This window comes from Enhydrobacter sp., from assembly GCF_030246845.1.
In the GTDB taxonomy this organism is placed as follows: domain Bacteria; phylum Pseudomonadota; class Alphaproteobacteria; order Reyranellales; family Reyranellaceae; genus Reyranella.
In genome coordinates this window covers 4,490,976-4,509,728 of record NZ_CP126889.1, presented here as the reverse complement: position 1 = coordinate 4,509,728, position 18,753 = coordinate 4,490,976, and the positions used below count along the sequence as shown (strand labels likewise).

Genomic DNA, 18,753 nt, shown 5'->3' with positions numbered 1-18,753 from the left:
CGCGCGGCAGGTATCGGATATCACTTCCATCGCCTGCTCAATGCTGCCGGATCTGGCCGATGAAGGCCCTGGTGCGCTCGTGCGCCGGCGTCTCGAAAATCTGCGCCGGCGGCCCCTGCTCCACGATCAGCCCGTGGTCCATGAAGACGACCCGGTCGGCGGCCGCGCGCGCAAAACCCATCTCGTGGCTGACCACGATCATGGTCATGCCCGATTCGCGCAACGAACGCATGACCGCCAGCACCGAGCCCACCAGCTCCGGGTCGAGCGCGCTCGTAGGCTCGTCGAACAGCATCACCCTGGGCTCGAGCGCGATGGCGCGGGCGATGGCGACGCGCTGCTGCTGGCCGCCCGACAGCTCGGCCGGACGATGGCTGGCGCGGTCGGCGAGGCCCACGCGCTCCAGCGCCGCCTGCCCCAGCTTGTCCGCCTCGGCGCGCGATTTTCCCGCCACCTTGCGCAGGGCGAGCGTCACGTTCCCCAGCGCCGTCATGTGCGGATAGAGATTGAAGGACTGGAACACCATGCCGATGTGCTGGCGGGCATGGTTGATGTCGGTGCGCGGATCGAGCATGTCGATTCCCGCCACCATGATGCTGCCGGCGCTGGGCTCCTCGAGGCGATTGAGGCAGCGCAGCAGCGTCGACTTGCCCGAGCCCGAGGGCCCGATGACGAACACCAGCTCGCGTTCGGCCACCTCCAGATCGACGCCCTTCAGGACGTGGAGATGGCCGAAATGCTTGTGAATGCCATGAGCGACGACGATGTTCATCGGAGCGCGCCGCCGACAAGAAACAGCCGTCGCTTCGATGACGTTGTTCTCGTGTTTCCACGTCGCATGAGCGCAACTGGCGTTGCGCACTCCGATGAGCGCTCGAGGGAGCGCGCCACTCCAGTGGCGCAATCTTCCTGTTTCATCCCGAGAAGCTGCCTTCGCTGATGACGAATGCCAGTGGCGCTGGCGCCACTTCACGCAGGGTCTGCCGCTGCGCTTTGGTGGGGTGCCTCCCCTGCTCAGCCACAGTGGAGTTCATGCGGCGTCGGGTCGTAGTGCGGCATGCCCGGCACGCCGTAGCCCGGCGTGATCGTGCGCTCCAGCGCATCGGGTGGCGGCACGCGGCCGAACCACTTCTCGGAAAGCTTCACCAGCGAACCGTCCTTCTTCATGCAGTCGATCGCATCCTGGAGCTGCGCCCGGAGCTTGGGATTGCTCAACGGCACGGGCGCGGCCCAGTGGGCGCGGGTGTCCTTGAGCTCGAGGTCGGCCACGAACATCGGGTTCTTCGAGGCGGCGTAGACGATGGTGGTGTTGCCGCCGAGCGTGGCGTAGGCGCGGCCCGACAGGACGGCCTGGCTGGCGTCGGGCTGCGTGTCGTAGGCCTGCACCTCGAAGCCGATCTCCTGGGCCATCTTCTTGCTGAGCGTCTCGTAGGGCGTGCCCTTGTTCACGGCGACCGCCTTGCCCTTCAGGTCCTGCCAGCCCTTGATCGGGGCGCTGCCCTTCTTGATGCCGAACTGGTAGGCCGTCCAGATGTAGCCCGCCGTGAACAGCATCTTCTCGGCCCGCTCCTTGGTGACCGTCGTCGGCGCCGCGATGAAGTCGTAGCGGCCGGCCTCCATGCCGGGGATAAGCGTCGAGAAGCTCACCGAATCGATGGTGATGTCGCGATGCATCCGCTTGGCGATTTCGGTGAAGAGGTCGACATTGAAGCCCTGGATGCCCCCGCCCAGCTTGGGAAAGGCGTGCGGCGCGAATGTGCCGTCGACGCCGGTCCTGAGCGGCGGCAGCTTGTCCTGCGCGCTGGCCGGCGCCAGCGCGCCCGCGGTCATGAAAAAGACGGCCACGGCGGCGGCCCATCCACGGTTCGACATGCGATCTCCCTTCCTGAAATCCCCAGGCCGGGACGTTAGAACAGCCATTGTTGGATAGCAATTTGGAGGCCATGTTTGTCGCATGCCCCAGCCCAGCGACCGCATCCTCGTGATCAATCCCAATTCCACCGAAGCCGTCACCGCCGGCATCGACAAGGCGATGGAGCCGTTGCGCATCACGGGCGGCCCTGCGATCGAATGCGTGACCCTGAAGGAAGGCCCGCCGGGCATCGAGACGCAGGCCCATGTCGAAAGCGTCGTGGCGCCGATCGCGGCTGCGGTGCGAGGCCGCGACAACGACTGCTCGGCCTTCGTGATCGCCTGCTATTCCGACCCCGGCCTGCATGCCGCGCGGGAGGTGACCTCGAAGCCGGTGCTGGGCATCGCCGAATGCGGCATCCTGACCGCGCTGACGCTCGGCCAGCGCTTCGGTGTGATCTCCATCCTGCGCAAGTCGATTCCCCGTCACCTGCGCTACGTCGGGCAGATGGGCCTCACCGACCGCATGGCGGGCGACCGCGCCATCGGCTTGGGCGTCGTCGAGCTCGCCGACGAGGCCCGCACCTTCAGCCGCATGGCCGAGGTCGCCGCCGAGCTGCGCGACGAGGACGGCGCCGACGTGCTGATCATGGGCTGCGCCGGCATGGCCCGCCACCGCGACCGCCTGCAGCGCCATGTCGGCCTGCCCGTCGTCGAACCCAGCCAGGCCGCCGTCTCGATGGCGATCGGCCGGACGCGGTTGAACTGGTAGTCGTGTCGTCCTGAGCGAAGCGTATTCGCAAGAACGAGCTGGTCCGGGCGACAAATCCGGAGTGGAAAGATTTGATGCAGCAGTAGCTGTCTTTCTGAGCGCAGCGAAGGATCTCATCGCCGGTTGCCAACGCCATGAGGTCCTTCGCCATGCTCAGGACGACAACGAGGGCCAAGGCGATAGGATACTTACTCCGCCGCCTTGGCCTTCACGACAGGCGCCGCGGGGAACTCCAGGCGGTCGTCGGTGCGGCAGTAGCGGTCGGCGAACATGCGGCCGACGGGGTGATACCTGTCCATATAGACGCGCATCGCCTTGGGATCCCAGAGCTCGTCGCGGATATGGAACCGCAGGCCCTCGCCGATCACGAGCTGGCGGTCGTCCTTGACGTTGATCGTCTGCCAGACCTTGCACTCCATCGACCACGGCGCATCGGCGAGCCGCGGCGGGGCGACATCGACCGATGGCGCCAGCGTCAGCCCCAGATAGGCCGGCTCGCCGATCTCGGGCGGGAAGTCGCCGCTCGAGTCGTGCATCTTGCGCGCCAGCGGCTCGTCGGTGAGGTTGACCACGAACTCGCCGGACCGCTCGATGTTGGTCCAGGTGTCCTTGATGCGCCCGTCCGGCCGCTTGTTGATCGCCACCATGCAGAGCGGTGGATCCTCGGCGAAGACATTGAAGAAACTGAAGGGCGCCGCGTTCACGACGCCGGTCGGGCCGACGGTCGTCACCCAGGCGATCGGGCGCGGCAGCACGAACGCGGTCAGGAGCTTGTAGCGCTCGTGGGGCGTCACGTCGGAAGCGGCATACTGCATCGATCGAGCCTCAGTTCGCCGGCTCGACCTTCACGCCCGTGCGCTCCGAGATCAGCTTGTAGTGCTCGGGCCGCCGGTGCTTGGCGAAGTTGAACGTGGTGTTGCGGATATACTCGCCGAGGCCCATATCGCAATCGTACGAGATCACCTCGTCCTCCTCGGTCGTGCTCTTGGCCACGATCTCCCCCGTCGGCGCGACGATCGCCGACCCGCCATGCAGCCAGAAACCGTCTTCCTTGCCGGCCTTGGCTGTGGCCACCACCCAGATGCCGTTCTGGTAGGCGGCGGCCTGGATCGAGAGATTGTGGTGGAACACCCGCAAGTATGGCGGCTCGTGCGGCGCATAGACATTGTCGGTCGGGGTGTTGTAGCCCAGCACCACCATCTCGGCGCCCTTCAGGCCCATGACCCGGAAGGTCTCCGGCCAGCGTCTGTCGTTGCAGATACATTGGCCGACGATGATATCGTCCTTGAACATCTTCCAGACATTGAAGCCCAGGTCGCCGACCTCGAAGTACTTCTTCTCGAGATGCTGGTACGGCGCCGCCGGCCGATGCTCGGCATGTCCCGGCAGGTGAACCTTGCGGTATTTGCCGACGATGCGCCCGTCCGGCCCGACCAGGATCGAGGTGTTGAAGCGGCGCGTCTTGCCTTCCTCCTCGGTCAGCTCGGCATAGCCCAGATAGAAGCCGATGCCCCTGGATCGCGCCAGCTCGAACAGCGGCAGCGTCTCGGGGCTCGGCATCTGCGCCTCGAAATACCTGTCGGCCTCGGCCTGGTCCTCCATCCACCAGCGCGGGAAGAAGGTGGTGAGGGCGAGCTCGGGGAACACCACGAACTTCGAGCCGCGCGAATCGGCCTCCTTCAGCATCTCCACCAGCCGCCTGACGACGCTCTTGCGACTGTCGGCGCGATGGATGGGCCCGAGCTGGGCGGCGGACACTTTCAGACGACGGGACATTTGTTTCACCTCATATCATGGGACCGCGCGCATCCTGCGCGCTCGTGAGCGGGCTGGAAGCGCGCGGTCCGCTAGAACAACGGCTTTGCGCCGAAGCGGGACATCGCCTGCAACTCCGGCGCCGACCGGCCGAGCGGCTTCGACGAATCGGGCGAGGCACAGGGCAGGAACTGGCCCGAGCCGCGTTCGGCATGGAGCTTGCCGTCCTCGACGATCACGCGGCCTCGGCTCACGACCGTGACCGGCCAGCCCTTGATCTGGCGGCCTTCGTAGGGCGTGTAGCCGACATTGTCGTGCAGGTCCTGCCAGCGGATCGTGACGTCCCTGTTGGCATCCCAGATCACGAAATCGGCGTCCGAGCCCACGGCGATCGTGCCCTTGCGCGGATAAAGGCCGTAAAGGCGCGCATGGTTGGTTGATGTGAGCGCCACGAATTGCTGCAGGCTGATGCGTCCCTTCTGGACACCTTCGGAGAAGAGAAGCGGCAGGCGGATCTCGAGCCCCGGCACGCCGTTGGCCATCTCCTTGAAGGTCGTCTTGTCCCCCTTGGGGATCTTGCCCTTCTCGTTGAACTGGTAGGGCGCGTGATCGGACGAGAAGGTGTGCAGCGTGCCGTCCTTCAGCGCCGCCCACACCGCCTCCTGCGCCGCCGAATCACGCGGCGGCGGGCTGCAGCACCACATCGCGCCCTCGACGCCGGGCTTGTCGAGGTCGTCGGCCGTGAGGCCGATATACTGCGGGCAGGTCTCGCCGAAGATCTTCAGCCCCTTCTTCTGCGCCTGGCGCAGCGTCTCGATCGCCTCGGCCTCGGACATGTGCACGATCAGCATCGGCGCATCGACCAGCCGCGCCAGCGAGATGGCACGGTTCGTCGCCTCCGCCTCGGCGATGCGGGCGTGGGCGATGGCGTGGAACTTGGGCGCCACATGCCCCTGATCGACCAGATGATGCGCCAACCACTGGATCATGTCGTGGTTCTCGGCATGCACCATCACCAGTGCGCCCTCGCGGCGAGCCAGCGCCAGGATGTCGAGGATCTGGTAGTCGCTGAGCTTCAGCGCATCGTAGGTCATGTAGATCTTGAACGACGTATAGCCGTCCTTGATCAGCGCCGGCAGCTCCTGGCCCAATGCCTGTGGCGTCGGATCGGACACGATCAGGTGGAAGGCGTAATCGATCACCGCCTTGGGAGTCGCCGCCTCATGGTAGTCCTGCACGACCTTGCGCAGCGACATGCCGCGATGCTGGGCCGCGAAGGGGATGATGGTCGTGGTGCCGCCAAATGCCGCCGAGACGGTGCCGGAGTAGAAATCGTCGGCGCACATAATGCCGAAGCCCGACCTCTGCTCGACATGGACGTGGCTGTCGACGCCGCCCGGCAGCACGAACTTCCCGCCGGCATCGATCTCGCGAGAGCCCTTTCCCCCGAGGTCGGACTCGATGGCGGCGATGCGGCCGTCCTTGACGGCGATATCCCCCTCCGTCTGGCGATCCTCGGTGACGATGCGGGCGTTGCGGACGATCAGGTCGTAGTCGGACATTCTCGTGCTACTCCGCTGCCGCCTTGCGCCCGCGCCCGGCCGCCACGAGCCGCCGCTCCAGTCGTGCAATCAGGGAGTCGAGCTCGGTACGGTCCGCGGCCGTCAGCGACGAGCCGGGCGCGCGTTGCTTCGGACTCGCGATGGCGCCGCGGCGGAACAGCACCTCCTTGCGCAAGCCGAGGCCGATCCCCGGCTGCACCTCGTGCCGCACCAGCGGCAGGTAGATGTCGAACAGATCCTCCGCCTCCTCGGCCTTGCCGGCCGCGAAGAGATCGTAGACCTCGACCAGCATCTCCGGCCACGCGAAGCCCGTCATGGCGCCATCGGCGCCGCGCCGCAATTCCTGCGGATAATAGAGGCCGCCGTTGCCGACCAGGATCGAGACCCGCCGCCGGCCCGGCTTCTTCTCGCCCTCGCGGATGCGCGAAAGCTTGGCGAGGCCCGGCGCATCCTCGTGCTTCAGCATCACGAGCTGCCTGAAATCGTCGACCAGGCGTTCGAATACCGGCGCCGGCAGGTAGACGCCGGTCGCCTGCGGGTAGTCCTGGTAGACGACCGGAACGTCCGATCCCAGCGCGGCGAATACCTGGGCATAGTAGTTGTAGATCCCGTCGTCGCCCTTCAGCCCGGGCGGCGGCGCGACCATGACACCGGCCGCGCCGGCGATCATCACCTCGTGCGCGAGGCGACGCACGTTCTCGATGCCGGCGTGGCTCACGCCGACGATGACCTGCCGCCCGCCGGCACGTCCGATCACGCGCTTCACCACGTCGATCGACTCCTCGGCGGTGAGCTTGTGCGCCTCGCCCATCATGCCAAGCAACGTGAATCCATGGACGCCGCAGCCCAGATAGAAATCGGTCAGCGTGTCGACGCTCTGGAGATCGAGCGCGCCGTCATCGGTGAACGGCGTGGCGGCGATGATGTAGACGCCCCTGGCGGCTTCGGTGAGTTTTGCGGTCATGGGCCGATCATGCCAGTCTCGCTCGCGAAGGGTAAGGACCGATGGCCACGAAAACCACTCGCATCGCGAACCTCGACCACATCGTCGCCTGGGACGATGCCGAGCAGCGGCATGTCTATCTCGACGGCGGCGACCTCGTCTTCAGGGGCAACGAGGTCGTGCATGTCGGGCCGGGCTATGCCGGCCCTGTCGATGCCCCTCTCGACGGCAAGGGATTCATGGCGCTCCCCGGCCTCGTCAACGTGCACAGCCATCCCTTCTCCGAGCCGGCGAACAAAGGCCTTACGGAGGAGTATGGCAGCGACAAGCTCGGCCAGAGCTCGCTCTACGAATATCTCACCGTGTTCGGCCTGGCGCCCGAGGATGCCGGCCCGGCGATGCAGGTCGCGATGTCGGAGCTCCTGAAGAGCGGCGTCACCACCCTCACCGATCTTTCCATCGCACGCGAGGGCTGGGTCGACGATCTCGCCCGGACCGGCATCCGGGCCGTCGTCTGCCCGATGATGCGGCAGGCGGTGTGGTTCACGAAGAACGGCCATACGGTCGACTACGCCTGGGACGAGAAGGCCGGCCAGAAGGCCTTCGAGGCTTCGATGAAGGTGATCGACGAGGCGATGCGGCATCCCAGCGGACGCATCGGCGCCATGGCGGGGCCGGCGCAGATCGACACCTGCCGCGAGGGCTTCTTCCGGGAAGCCCTGCAGGAGGCGCGCCGACGCGGCATCCAGATGCAGACCCACGCCTGCCAGGCGATCGTCGAGTTCCACGAGATCGTGCGCCGTCACGGCAAGACGCCGATAGAATGGCTCGACTCGATCGGTGTGCTGGGGCCCGACCTCGTGATCGGGCACGGCATCTTCCTCAACGATCACCCGCAGATCCACTATCCGCACGGCAACGACTTCGAGCGGCTGCGCGATTCGGGCGCTGCGGTGGCGCACTGCCCGACGGTGTTCGCGCGCCGCGCCATGGTGATGAACTCGATCGGCCGCTATATGGATGCCGGCATCACGGTCGGCATCGGCACCGACACCTTTCCGCACAACATGATCGACGAGATCCGGCTCGCCTGCTACGTCGCGCGCGTCTTCACCGGCAACTACAAGATGGGCATGACGCGGCATGCCTTCGAGGCGGCGACGATCGGCGGCGCGAAAATCCTGCGCCGGCCCGACCTCGGCCGGCTGGCGCCGGGCTGCAAGGCCGACTTCTCTCTGGTCGACATGAGCCATCCCTACATGCAGCCGAGCCACGAGCCGGTGCGCAGCCTGATCTATTCGGCGAGCGAGCGCGCCATCCGCCATGTTTATGTCGACGGCATCCAGGTGGTGAAGGACAGCAAGGTGCTGACGATCGACGTCGAGGCCGCCACCGCCGGCCTGATCGAAGGCCAGCGCAAGCGCCTCGAGACGGTGAGCGAGCGCGACTGGGCCGGCCGCGACGCGGACGGCCTGTCGCCGCCGGTCTACGCGACGAAAGAACGCCTGCCACAGTCGCGGCCGGTGTCATGAGCTAGTCGCGTCTGCGCAAGGGAATGCGCGCGACGTATCGATGGATCCCTTTGCCGAGGAGGCTGTGCACGAGAACGAGCTCCTTCACCATCCAGGTGATCGGCTCGATCTCGAGCGGCTGGACGAGTCGCCTGGCCCGCAGCAGCGTCATATGCGGCGTGAACCTCGAACGCACCGGCTTCATCCCGTCGACGAACAACGCTGCCTTGAGGTGCTCATGAAGCATCTCGAGGCCCGCGACGCCTTCTCTTCCGCACAAGACGAACGGACCATGGCTGAAGCTCATGGCGTGGTCGAACATGACCTGGAAGGGCGGCATCCCGATGCTGCCGACCCGACGCGCCAGTTCGTCGATCAGATCGAGAGGCGGTGCGTCGAGACCATCGCCCACATGCCATTCGGTGACGTGCAGTTGTTCCATGGCCACCGACTTGCCGGTGAGCCCATACCTGTCGCAGAGATCCCGTCGGACGTCCGCGATCCGCGCGGCAGTCGGTCGATCCGGAATCGCCGCAAAGAAGAGTCGATCGGTAGCGCGTACGACGCTCATTCGGTGCTCCTCTTGCTGGATGTTCCTGTTTTGTTCTATTTCTGACCGAGAATCAATCCTCCAAAACTCCAGCGGCTGCGTCGTCTATTTGACCGTGATCTCCGCGCTTCCCAGACCGACGAACTCCGCCTTCGCCCTTCCCGGGCCCGGCAGGAACACCGGCGGATGGACGGAGCCGGTCAGGACGACGTCTCCCGCCATCAGACGCTTGCCATAGGAGATCAGCTTGTTGGCAAGCCAGGCGAGCGACACCAGCGCACCGCCCATCACGTTGGCGCCCGGGCCGGCACCGATCTCCTTGCCTTCGAACTCCGAGCGGCCCTGCACCTTGGCGAAGTCGACCTTCTGCCAGTCCTCGATCTCGGTGCCGACGATGCAGGCCGCTTGCAGGACGTCGTCGGCGATGCGTCCGGGACCGCCGAGCTTGGCGACGTCGTTGCCGTAGCGGTTCTCCACCACTTCCATGCCGCAATAAAGATTGGCGACGTAAGGCCTGATGCTCTCGGCGGTGTAGGGCGTGCTGCCGGCAGTCACGTCGCGCGCCATCCGCGCCACCATCTCGCATTCCACGCCGGCCTTGATCGGCCACCCTGGATGGAACACCTCGCCGCTCTGGCGAACGCCGTCCTGGTAGATGCCGGCGAAGGCCGGTCCCGACAGCTTCAGCGGCTCGTATTGCGCCGGCACGGCGAAAGCCACCTTCCAGCCGGCAAGCCGGTTCTGTCCCCTGTCGGTCAGCCGGTCGTGCACCGCGAACTGGACCTTGTAGGCGTCCTCCTCCGACAGACCGGCGGTCGCGCCGGCGAGGAAGTCGAGCGGGACCCGCGCGCGGCGGAACTCGGCGATACGGTCGGCCAGCGCTTCGATTTCCTGTGGGTTCACGGCACATCCCTCTCGATTTCGGATCGGCAGGGATATTTGCCGCGGCCCCGCCTTCATGCAAGCGAAGGCGAGACCGCAGCGAAATTGTCGCTAGGCCGCCTGTGCGGTCGGCCGGCCGTAGAAGCTCTCGCCCTTGGCCGCCATGTCACGCAGCAGCTTTGGCACCTTGAACTGCGGCCCGTATTTCCGCGCAAGCTGGTTGCACTCGGCGACGAACTGCTTCACGCCGACCTGGTCGATCAGGCTGATGGCGCCGCCGGTCTGCGGCGCGAAGCCGAGCCCCATGATCGAGCCGACATCGCCGTCCTGCGGCGCCGTGAGCACCTTGGCCTCCAGGCATCGCGCCGTGTCGAGCGCCTGCACATAGAGCAGCCGCTTCTTGATCTCGGTCTCCTTGGCGCGCTTGGCTTCGCCCTCGCCGTAGAGCAGTTCCGGCTTGGGCGGGAAGTGCTTGGCGAGATCGGGCCACAGACGCTTCTTGCCGTCGGCCGGATAGTCGTAGAAGCCCTTGCCGTTCTTGCGGCCGAAGCGGTCGAGCTTCTTCACCATCAGCTCGAGCACGTCCTCGGTGCCCGAGGGCTCGTACTTCTTGCCGGCGGCCTCGGCATCGCGCCGCGTCTGGTCCATGATCTTCCACGAAAGATCGATCGCGACCTCGTCGTTCAGCGCCAGCGGCCCGACCGGCATGCCGGCCAGGCGTGCGCAATTCTCGATCATCGCCGCCGGCACCCCTTCCTTCAGCAGGCGATGGCCCTCGCTGATGAAGGCGCCGCAGACGCGCGAGGTGAAGAAGCCGCGGCTGTCGTTCACCACGATCGGCGTCTTGCGGATCTTCTGCACGAAGTCCATCGAGCGCGCCAGGGTCTCGGGCGAGGTCTTCTTGCCGACGATGATCTCGACCAGCGGCATCTTCTCGACGGGCGAGAAGAAATGCAGGCCGATGAAGTTCTTCGGCCGCACCGACGCCTCGGCGAGACCGGTGATCGGCAGCGTCGAGGTGTTGGAGGCGAAGATCGCGTCGGGGGCGAGCTCCGCTTCGGCCTTCTTCGTCGCCTCGGCCTTGACCTCGCGGTTCTCGAACACCGCCTCGACCACGAGCTGGCAGCCCTTGAGCGCTCCGAAGTCGGCCGTGGCCGTCACTTTGGCGAGCATCGCGTCGGCCTTGTCCTGGGCGAGACGGCCGCGCTTCACGAGCTTGCCGAGCTCGTCGGCGATATGCGCCTTGCCCTTGTCGGCCGAAGGCTGATCGCGGTCGACCAGCACGATCTCGAGGCCCGCCTGCACCGACACGGTGGCGATGCCCGCGCCCATCAGGCCGGCGCCCAAAATGCCGATCCTGCTGTATTCCTGCTTCGACACGTCCTTGGGCCGGCGGGCGAGCTTGTTCGCTTCCTGCAGGCCGAAGAACAGCGTGCGGATCATGCTCTTGGCGACGGGATCGCGCAGCAGCGACACGAAATAGCGCGTCTCGATGCGGAGCGCCGCGTCGAACGGAACCTGCAGGCCCTCGTAGACGCAGCTCATGATCGCCTTGGGCGCGGGATAGACGCCGTTGGTCTTGCCCGCGATCATGGCATTGCCGCCGATGAAGGTCTGCACGCCGACCGGGCTCCAGACCTGGCCGCCGGGGAAACCCGGCACCTTGAAGCCCTTGCGATCCCACGGCTGCACCGCGCGACCGTCGATCGGCTTGGCGCCCTTGCCGGCATATTCCGGCACGACCTGCTCCGAGGCCGGGGCCATCAACCATTCCTTGGCCTTGGCCAGGAGCTGGTCCGCCGGCACGACCTCGTGGATCAGGCCCATGCTCTTGGCTGTCTCGACCGGCAGGTCCTTGCCTTCGAGCAGGATCGGCGCGGCGTTCATGACGCCGATCAGGCGCGGAATGCGCTGCGTGCCGCCGCCGCCCGGCAGCAGGCCGATCTTCACCTCCGGCTGGCCGACCTTGGCTCTGGGGTTGGCGGCGGCGATGCGATGGTGACAGGCGAGGCAGATCTCGAAGCCGCCGCCCAGCGCCGTGCCGTTGATGGCCGCCACCATCGGCTTGCCGCCGGTTTCCTGGCGGCGGAACATCTTCTGGAGCTGGCCGAACTGGTCCATCAGCTTCGCCGCGTCGGACGTGTCGACGTTCAGGAGCATGTCCAGATCGGCGCCGGCGATGAAGTCGGCCTTGCCCGAGGCGAGGATGATGCCTTTCACCTTCTCGTCCTTCAGCGCCTTCTCCAGCGCCTCCGCATAGGCCGTCAGGGAGGCTTCGTTCAGCACGTTCATCGTGCGGCCCGGCATATCCCACGTGATGGTGGCGATGCCGTCGGTGTCGACGTTGTAGTCAATCATTGGTCGAATCCTTGTTGGTCGGGAAGCGGTCATCGTCTTCTGGACCGCGAGCCTCTGGCTCGCTCATGAGCGAGCGGGACGCTCGCGGTCCGAAAGAGCCCGATCAGACCCGCTCGATGATGGTGGCCGTGCCCATGCCGGCGCCGACGCAGAGCGTGGCGAGGCCGGTCGAGAGGTCGCGCCGTTCCATCTCGTCGAGCAGGGTCCCCAGGATCATGGCGCCGGTGGCCCCCAGCGGATGGCCCATGGCGATCGCGCCGCCGTTCACGTTGATCTTGTCGTGCGGCATCTTGAAGATCTGCAGGTAGCGCAGAACGACGGCGGCAAAGGCCTCGTTGAGCTCGAAGAGGTCGATGTCCTTCACCTCCATGCGCGCGCGCTTCAGGGCGCGCTCCGAGGCAGGCGCCGGGCCGGTCAGCATGATCGCGGGCTCCGAGCCGATCGAGGCGAAGGAGCGGATCCGGGCGCGCGGCTTCAGGCCGGCCTTCTGGCCGAACTTCTTCGTGCCGATCAGGATGGCGGCCGCACCGTCGACGATGCCGGACGAGTTGCCGGCGTGATGGACGTGGTTCACCTTCTCGATCTCGGGATAACGCTGCAGCGCCACGGCATCGAAGCCGGGCATGGCCTCGCCCTGCACCTTGAAGCTCGGCTCGAGCGCCGCCAGCGTCTGCATCGTCGTGTTGGGCCGCATCAGCTCGTCGTGGTTCAGGAGCTCGATTCCGTTCTGGTCCTTCACCGGCACGATCGACTTCTTGAAGTAGCCGCTGTCCCAGGCGTGCTTGGCGCGCTTCTGCGATTCGACGGCGTAGGCGTCGACGTCGTCGCGGCTCATGCCGTATTTGGTCGCGATCACGTCGGCCGAGATCCCCTGCGGCAGGAAGTACATCGGGATCGCCACCGCCGGATCGACCGGCCAGGCACCGCCGTCGGAACCCATCGGCACGCGGCTCATGCTCTCGACGCCCCCGCCGATCGCCGCCTGGCTCTGCCCAGACATCACCTGGGCCGCGGCCATGTTGGTGGCCTCGAGGCCCGAGGCGCAGAAGCGGTTGATCTGCACGCCGGGCACGGTCTCGTCGAAGCCGGCGCGCACCGCCGCGACGCGCGCGATGTCCGCCCCCTGCTCGCCGATCGGCATGACGCAGCCCAGCACGACGTCGTCGACCAGCTTCGTGTCGAGCTGGTTGCGGTCGCGAATCGCCTCGAGCGCGGTCGTGGCGAGGCGGATCGGCGTCACCTCGTGCAGCGAGCCGTCCTTGCGGCCCTTGCCGCGGGGGGTGCGGACGGCGTCGTAGATGTATGCATCGGTCATGGTGCTTCTCCTTGAATCCCTCTTTCTCCTCTCCCCCGATCGGGGGAGAGGGCGGGTGAGGGGGTGGCGTGCATCCCCTTCACCCCCCTCACCTAACCTCTCCCCCTAGCGGGGGAGAGGAATTCAAAGCGTCCTTCCGATCAGTTCCTTCATGATCTCGTTGGTGCCGCCGTAGATCTTCTGCACCCGGCTGTCGGCGTAGAGACGCGCGATCGGATATTCCCACATGTAGCCATAGCCGCCGAAGAACTGCAGGCACTGGTCCATCACCTCGCACTGCAGATCGGTGGTCCAGTACTTGGCCATGGCCGCTGTCGCAACATCGAGCTCGCCTTTGAGGTGCCGCGCCACGCAGTCGTCGACGAAGACGCGCGCGACATGGGCCTTGGTCTTGATCTCGGCGAGCTTGAAGCGCGTGTTCTGGAAATCGACGATCGGCTTGCCGAACGCCTTGCGTTCCTTCACGTAGGCGAGCGTGTGCTCCAGGGCCGCCTCGATGGCGGCGATCGCCTGGATGGCGATCACCAGCCGCTCCTGCGGCAATTGCTGCATGAGCTGGATGAAACCCATGCCCGGCCCGCCCAGCAGGTGATCGGCCGGCACGCGCACATTGTCGAAGAAGAGCTCCGACGTGTCCTGCGCCTTCATGCCGATCTTCTCGAGATTGCGGCCGCGCTTGAAGCCCGGGGTGTCGGTCTCGACCACGATCAGCGACGTGCCCTTGGCGCCGAGCTTGGGGTCGGTCTTGGCGACCACGATCACGAGATCGGCGAGCTGGCCGTTGCTGATGAAGGTCTTGGAGCCGTTGATGACCCAATGGTTGCCGTCCATCACGGCGCTGGTCTTGACCGACTGCAGGTCGGAGCCGGTCCCGGGCTCGGTCATGGCGATCGCCGTCACCAGATCGCCGGAGCAGGCCTTGGGAATCCATTTCTTCTTCTGCTCCTCGGTGCCGTAGTGGAGCAGGTAGGGAACGACGATGTCGTTGTGCAGCGAGAAGGCGGGTCCCGAGGCGATCGCCCGCCCCTGCTCCTCGATCAGGATGGCGCTGTAGAGGAAATCCGCGCCGGCGCCGCCATACTCTTCGGGCATTGTCATGCCGAGCAAGCCTTGAGCACCCGCCTTGCGCCACAGCTCGCGCGGCACCATGCCCTCCTCCTCCCACTTCATGTGGAAGGGCGTCACTTCCTTCTCGAAGAACCGCCGGCAGGTCTCGCGGAAAAGCTGATGTTCGGGGGTGTAATGCGCAGCCAGTGCCGTCACGAGCAGTTCCCTCTTCTCGGTTGTCAGATGTCCGTCTTGCCGGGACTCTGGGCTTCCGGCGCCGGGGGCGCCAGTGAAGCTTAGGTAGTTTACGTTTACGTAAAGGTCAACGTCATGATGCCGGCACGCGACGACGTGACAGGACTCGTCGACTGGATCCTGGCCGAAGGCTGCAACAGCGACGATCTGGGAGCCATCCTTGCAGGCACGGCCGAGCGGCTCGTTGCCCGAGGTATTCCGCTTTGCCGGGCGACCTTGAGCATGCCGACCATCGATCCCACGACGGCGGTGATCCATTTCCGATGGCTGCGCGATGAGGGTTTGACCCGTGCCGCGCTGGGCGTCGTCGACAGCTACGGCGGCCCCTTCCAGCGCAGCCCGATCCGATACCTGATCGACCAGGACGTTCCCCGGGCGCGGTGGAAGCTCGAAGATCCGGAAGTGCTGCGGCAGTTCGAGCTGTTCGCCGACTTGCGCGCGCAAGGCATGACTGAATACGCCCTCCGCCTGGTGCCTTTCAGCGAGCGCCGCACCGCGCTGCAGGGCATGGTGCTTTCGCTGGCGAGCGATCGTCCGGCCGGCTTTGCCGAAGCCGAGATCGACATCGTTGACCGCATCTTGCCAGCGTTGGGCCTTGCCGCCTACCGCGTCGGCCTGTCGAAAGTCGCCGCCGAAACGCTGGGCGCCTATCTCGGCCCGCAGACCGGCGCCCGCGTGCTGCAGGGCGTGATCCGGCGTGGCGACAGCCAGGTTATTTCGGCGGCCCTTCTGCTCGCCGATCTGCGGGGCTTCAGCGCCCTCGCCGACCGCGCCGCGGCGAAGGAAGTCGTCGGCTGGCTCAACCAGCACCTCGAATGCATCGGCGACGCCGTCATCGAGCATGGCGGCGAGATTTTGAAATTCCTGGGCGACGGCCTGCTTGCCATCTTCCCCTCGCAGACCGTCGGTGCCGAGCAGGCCTGCCGCGCGGTGCTCGCCGCCGCGGTTGACGCACGCCGCCGCAACGCCGCCCTCAATGCCCGTCGCAGCGTCGAGAACGAACCTACGCTCGATCTCAGCATCGCCCTCCATTTCGGCGACGTCGTCTACGGCAACATCGGCACCGCCCGCCGTCTCGACTTCACCGTAATCGGCCCCGCCGTCAACGAGGTGAGCCGCATGGAAACCCTCGGCAAGGCGCTCGGACACGACCTCCTGCTGTCGCAGAGCATCGCCGACCACTGCGGCCGCCCGGTCCTCAGCCTCGGCGCCCACGAACTACGCGGCATCGCCGGCAGGCGCGGGATGTACACGGTGGGCTAAGATCCGCTTCTCAAGCCTGCGGCCGGAAGCTCAACCGCAGGCCGAGGGCGCGGGCGATCTTGACGATGGTCGCGAAGCTCGGATTGCCCTCCTCGGACAGAGCCTTATAGAGCCCCTCGCGCGTGAGCCCGGTATCGCGCGCAAGTTGGCTCATGCTGCGGGCGCGGGCAACGATGCCCAGTGCGTGGGTGACATAGGCGGGATCGTCACCGCTTTCCTCCATGACGACGTCCAGGAAGGCCGCGATGTCCTCCTCGTCCTTGAGGTGGTCGGCGGCATCGTAGCGGCTGAAGAGCTTTGCCTTCTTCGCCTTCGCCATTCAGTCCCTCCATTGTGCGGCGAGCAGCTTCGCCCGCTCGATGTCGCGGCTCTGCGAACCCTTGTCGCCGCCGCACAGCAGGACGATCAGCAAGGGACCGCGTTCCAGAAAATAGACCCGGGTAACCCGGGCCATGGTGAATCCTCATCTCGGACAGCCCACCTCCGATCGACTTCACATCGCCGCGATGGCCCATCGCCATACGCTCGATCCGATCGAGGATGCGGGCCTTCGCTCGACGATCCCGCAGCCGATCCAGCCAGTTGCCGAAAGCGGTGGTCTTGACGAGTTCGGCCATATGCCACTATGGCTTACGGCCTGCATCTGTAAACCGCAGTTTACAACTGGGTCTGCTCAGCCTTATCAATCATGCTCGGCAGCGCGACCGTTCGGTCGCTGGTGTCCGGGGTGGTCGCTGAACGAACCTCCAGGCCCAAGCTCAATCCTCGCATATGCACACAAGGATCATGCAGGGCCAGTAGCGTTGGCTTGCACGATTGAGCCCGATTCATCCGACCACGTTCTTCAGGAATTGCTTGGTCCAGTCTTCTTCAGGAAGCTGGCCGATGCCCGCTCTCTCGGCGGTGAGCCGACCGTGGTGCTTTTCTATAAGGACGACACGGTTGTCATTCGCTCTACCGATCTAAAAAAAAGGAACTGCGTTTTTCCGTTGCGAGAACTGCGTGTGCGGACGGTATGCCTGTGCTTCTGGTCAAAGGGCGAACAGTCGATATCGAGGCACAAGGTGACGCAGCGAGCAAATAGCATCAAGAATCGCTACTCCGGCGTCGTCGCGCTGAGGCCGAGCAGGGCGCGGCGACGCAGCCACTGGCTGGGGCGGTAGCGGTCGTCGCCGGTGATGGCCTGGATCTGGACCAGCGTCTCGTGGCAGTTCCTGACTCCCAGCCAGTCGGCGAGCGCCAGCGGGCCGCGCGGATAGTTGAGGCCAAGCGTCATGGCGGTGTCGACGTCGGCCGCCGAGGCGATGCCGATCATCGCCATCTCGCAGCCGAGATTGGCGATCATCGCGCACATGCGCTGGGCGATGAAGCCCGGCGAATCCTTGATCAGCGTCACCTTGGCGCCGGAGCGGGTCAGGATCGCGGCCGCCGCGTCGCGCACCAGATCGTCGGCGCCGGGCGCGGTCATGATGGTCAGGCGCCGGGCGATGTCGCCGGTCAGATCGACCGCCACGGTGCGACGGCGGTCGAGGCCGCGCTCGGCGACGACCGTCGTGCAATCCTTGCCGACGGGCGCCACCAGGATCGGGCTGCGGCCGTCGTCCACGGCCAGCGGCTTTGCGCCCGAGGACACGACGAGGCTGACGAGCTTCTCGTTGTGGCTGTCCATCACCACCACGCTCGTCGCCGGCACGACCGACGGCACATGGTCGGCGCCCGGATCGACCTTCGCGCCCTTGGCATCGTAGTCGTACCAGCCCGCGCCGGTCTTGCGCCCGAATTTGCCGGCCGCATAAAGGCTCTCGTGATAGGGGCTCGGCGTCATGCGCCGGTCGTGGAAGAAGCCCTCGTAGATGATGTTGCGCGCCGGAAAGTTGACGTCGATGCCGGTCAGGTCCATCAGCTCGAACGGCCCCATGCGGAAGCCGCAGGTGTCGCGCATGACGGCGTCGATCTGGCTCACCGTCGCGCGACCCTCCTGGTGGATACGCAGCCCCTCGGTGCCGATCGCCGTGCCGCCGAGATTGACCAGGAAGCCCGGCGTGTCGCCCACCACGACTGGCACGCGGGTCTGGCGCTTGCCGAGCGCCACCATAGCGTCGACCACCCACGGCGCGGTATCGGCGGTACGGATCACCTCGACCAGCTTCATGAGCGGCACGGGATTGAAATAGTGCATGCCGCAGACACGCTCGCGGTGTTTCAGGGAACGCGCAATCGAGGCGATGCGGATCGACGAGGTGTTGGAGGCGAGGATGGTCTCCGGCGCCACCACGGCTTCGAGCTCGCCGAACAGCTTGCGCTTGACGTCGAGATTCTCGAACACCACCTCGACGACGACGTGACAGCCCTCGAGGTCCTCGAGCTTGTCCGCGACGGCGAGGTTGCCCTCTGCACTAGCGACATCGGCATCCGTGAGCCGTCCCTTGGCGGCCAGCCCCTTGAGAATGTCGACGATGCCCGCCCTGGCCTTGGCCGCGCCGCCTTCGGCGGCGTCGAACAGGACCGCCTTGATGCCGCCCTGCGCCGTCACCTGCGCGATCCCGCGTCCCATCGCGCCGGTGCCCACGATGCCGACGGCGAGATCCCGGCGGTTGATGTCGAGAGTCATACGCTCGTTCCTTCTTCTTCACTCGCTCGAGCTCTTTTGGACCGCGAGCCTCCGGCTCGCTCATGAGAGGCGCGCAAG

At 66.0% G+C, this 18,753-nt stretch carries 16 protein-coding genes and 1 pseudogene; 3 read left to right on the top strand and 14 right to left on the bottom strand.

Translation table 11 applies throughout. The features are described from left to right. Positions 1-37: 37 nt before the first annotated feature. Together OJF58_RS22450 and OJF58_RS22445 are read right to left on the bottom strand one after the other, a co-directional pair. Positions 38-772 (bottom strand): amino acid ABC transporter ATP-binding protein, encoded by a 735-nt coding sequence (locus tag OJF58_RS22450; protein WP_300780030.1) that lies wholly within the window; start codon positions 770-772, stop codon positions 38-40. 242 nt (positions 773-1,014) lie between these two features. Beyond that, positions 1,015-1,872, bottom strand: coding sequence for a transporter substrate-binding domain-containing protein (locus tag OJF58_RS22445; protein WP_300780029.1), 858 nt, complete (start codon positions 1,870-1,872; stop codon positions 1,015-1,017). 82 nt (positions 1,873-1,954) lie between these two features. Here OJF58_RS22445 and OJF58_RS22440 point away from each other — a divergent pair, with 82 nt between their 5' ends. Next, positions 1,955-2,623: an aspartate/glutamate racemase family protein gene (locus OJF58_RS22440; protein ID WP_300780028.1), complete on the top strand. Its 669-nt coding sequence runs from the start codon at positions 1,955-1,957 to the stop codon at positions 2,621-2,623. 188 nt (positions 2,624-2,811) lie between these two features. Here the strand turns inward: OJF58_RS22440 and OJF58_RS22435 are convergent, their stop codons facing one another. From OJF58_RS22435 to OJF58_RS22420, 4 genes are all read right to left on the bottom strand, one after another. After that, entirely contained in the window at positions 2,812-3,438 is a 627-nt protein-coding gene (locus OJF58_RS22435; RefSeq protein ID WP_300780025.1) for a flavin reductase family protein, read from the bottom strand. Between the two features lie 10 nt (positions 3,439-3,448). Continuing rightward, on the bottom strand, positions 3,449-4,399 hold the full coding sequence (locus tag OJF58_RS22430; protein WP_300780023.1) for an N-carbamoyl-D-amino-acid hydrolase: 951 nt from the start codon (positions 4,397-4,399) through the stop codon (positions 3,449-3,451). Positions 4,400-4,470: 71 nt separating this feature from the next. Beyond that, positions 4,471-5,940: a dihydropyrimidinase gene (gene hydA / locus OJF58_RS22425; protein ID WP_300780022.1), complete on the bottom strand. Its 1,470-nt coding sequence runs from the start codon at positions 5,938-5,940 to the stop codon at positions 4,471-4,473. 7 nt (positions 5,941-5,947) lie between these two features. After that, on the bottom strand, positions 5,948-6,904 hold the full coding sequence (locus OJF58_RS22420) for a dihydrodipicolinate synthase family protein (RefSeq protein WP_300780020.1): 957 nt from the start codon (positions 6,902-6,904) through the stop codon (positions 5,948-5,950). Between the two features lie 41 nt (positions 6,905-6,945). Between OJF58_RS22420 and OJF58_RS22415 the strand changes: the two genes are divergently transcribed. Beyond that, a complete protein-coding gene (locus tag OJF58_RS22415; protein ID WP_300780019.1) occupies positions 6,946-8,415 on the top strand; it encodes an amidohydrolase family protein in 1,470 nt (489 codons plus the stop codon). Position 8,416: 1 nt separating this feature from the next. On the opposite strand, the gene OJF58_RS22410 is transcribed toward OJF58_RS22415, so the two are convergent. The 5 genes from OJF58_RS22410 to OJF58_RS22390 all read right to left on the bottom strand — a co-directional run bounded on the left by OJF58_RS22410 (position 8,417) and on the right by OJF58_RS22390 (position 14,762). Then, the gene (locus OJF58_RS22410) at positions 8,417-8,965 is read right to left on the bottom strand and encodes a 2'-5' RNA ligase family protein (protein WP_300780018.1); all 549 of its coding nucleotides are present in this window, start codon (positions 8,963-8,965) and stop codon (positions 8,417-8,419) included. Between the two features lie 84 nt (positions 8,966-9,049). Beyond that, complete coding sequence (locus OJF58_RS22405; protein WP_300780016.1) at positions 9,050-9,847, bottom strand: fumarylacetoacetate hydrolase family protein; 798 nt, start codon at positions 9,845-9,847, stop codon at positions 9,050-9,052. 90 nt (positions 9,848-9,937) lie between these two features. After that, positions 9,938-12,184 carry a 3-hydroxyacyl-CoA dehydrogenase NAD-binding domain-containing protein gene (locus OJF58_RS22400; protein WP_300780015.1) on the bottom strand — a complete coding sequence of 749 codons (2,247 nt, stop codon included), beginning with the start codon at positions 12,182-12,184 and terminating at the stop codon, positions 9,938-9,940. 103 nt (positions 12,185-12,287) lie between these two features. Next, positions 12,288-13,499 carry an acetyl-CoA C-acetyltransferase gene (locus OJF58_RS22395; RefSeq protein ID WP_300780013.1) on the bottom strand — a complete coding sequence of 404 codons (1,212 nt, stop codon included), beginning with the start codon at positions 13,497-13,499 and terminating at the stop codon, positions 12,288-12,290. Positions 13,500-13,622: 123 nt separating this feature from the next. Then, positions 13,623-14,762 (bottom strand): acyl-CoA dehydrogenase family protein, encoded by a 1,140-nt coding sequence (locus OJF58_RS22390; protein ID WP_300780012.1) that lies wholly within the window; start codon positions 14,760-14,762, stop codon positions 13,623-13,625. Between the two features lie 114 nt (positions 14,763-14,876). Here OJF58_RS22390 and OJF58_RS22385 point away from each other — a divergent pair, with 114 nt between their 5' ends. Beyond that, positions 14,877-16,064: an adenylate/guanylate cyclase domain-containing protein gene (locus tag OJF58_RS22385; RefSeq protein WP_300780011.1), complete on the top strand. Its 1,188-nt coding sequence runs from the start codon at positions 14,877-14,879 to the stop codon at positions 16,062-16,064. Positions 16,065-16,074: 10 nt separating this feature from the next. Here the strand turns inward: OJF58_RS22385 and OJF58_RS22380 are convergent, their stop codons facing one another. From OJF58_RS22380 to OJF58_RS22370, 3 genes and pseudogenes are all read right to left on the bottom strand, one after another. After that, positions 16,075-16,383, bottom strand: a complete 309-nt coding sequence (locus OJF58_RS22380) for an addiction module antidote protein (protein ID WP_300780010.1) — start codon at positions 16,381-16,383, stop codon at positions 16,075-16,077. Continuing rightward, a pseudogene (locus OJF58_RS22375) lies at positions 16,384-16,681 on the bottom strand (type II toxin-antitoxin system RelE/ParE family toxin). A gap of 479 nt (positions 16,682-17,160) precedes the next feature. After that, positions 17,161-18,675, bottom strand: coding sequence for a 3-hydroxyacyl-CoA dehydrogenase (locus OJF58_RS22370; protein WP_300780009.1), 1,515 nt, complete (start codon positions 18,673-18,675; stop codon positions 17,161-17,163). Positions 18,676-18,753 lie beyond the last annotated feature (78 nt).

What these genes read in the sequence shown, in the direction of transcription:
- OJF58_RS22450 (WP_300780030.1), bottom strand. Translation starts at nt 772, where the DNA reads ATGAACATCGTCGTCGCTCATGGCATTCACAAGCATTTCGGCCATCTC.
- OJF58_RS22445 (WP_300780029.1), bottom strand. Translation starts at nt 1,872, where the DNA reads ATGTCGAACCGTGGATGGGCCGCCGCCGTGGCCGTCTTTTTCATGACC.
- OJF58_RS22440 (WP_300780028.1), top strand. Translation starts at nt 1,955, where the DNA reads ATGCCCCAGCCCAGCGACCGCATCCTCGTGATCAATCCCAATTCCACC.
- OJF58_RS22435 (WP_300780025.1), bottom strand. Translation starts at nt 3,438, where the DNA reads ATGCAGTATGCCGCTTCCGACGTGACGCCCCACGAGCGCTACAAGCTC.
- OJF58_RS22430 (WP_300780023.1), bottom strand. Translation starts at nt 4,399, where the DNA reads ATGTCCCGTCGTCTGAAAGTGTCCGCCGCCCAGCTCGGGCCCATCCAT.
- hydA (WP_300780022.1), bottom strand. Translation starts at nt 5,940, where the DNA reads ATGTCCGACTACGACCTGATCGTCCGCAACGCCCGCATCGTCACCGAG.
- OJF58_RS22420 (WP_300780020.1), bottom strand. Translation starts at nt 6,904, where the DNA reads ATGACCGCAAAACTCACCGAAGCCGCCAGGGGCGTCTACATCATCGCC.
- OJF58_RS22415 (WP_300780019.1), top strand. Translation starts at nt 6,946, where the DNA reads ATGGCCACGAAAACCACTCGCATCGCGAACCTCGACCACATCGTCGCC.
- OJF58_RS22410 (WP_300780018.1), bottom strand. Translation starts at nt 8,965, where the DNA reads ATGAGCGTCGTACGCGCTACCGATCGACTCTTCTTTGCGGCGATTCCG.
- OJF58_RS22400 (WP_300780015.1), bottom strand. Translation starts at nt 12,184, where the DNA reads ATGATTGACTACAACGTCGACACCGACGGCATCGCCACCATCACGTGG.
- OJF58_RS22395 (WP_300780013.1), bottom strand. Translation starts at nt 13,499, where the DNA reads ATGACCGATGCATACATCTACGACGCCGTCCGCACCCCCCGCGGCAAG.
- OJF58_RS22385 (WP_300780011.1), top strand. Translation starts at nt 14,877, where the DNA reads ATGATGCCGGCACGCGACGACGTGACAGGACTCGTCGACTGGATCCTG.
- OJF58_RS22380 (WP_300780010.1), bottom strand. Translation starts at nt 16,383, where the DNA reads ATGGCGAAGGCGAAGAAGGCAAAGCTCTTCAGCCGCTACGATGCCGCC.
- OJF58_RS22370 (WP_300780009.1), bottom strand. Translation starts at nt 18,675, where the DNA reads ATGACTCTCGACATCAACCGCCGGGATCTCGCCGTCGGCATCGTGGGC.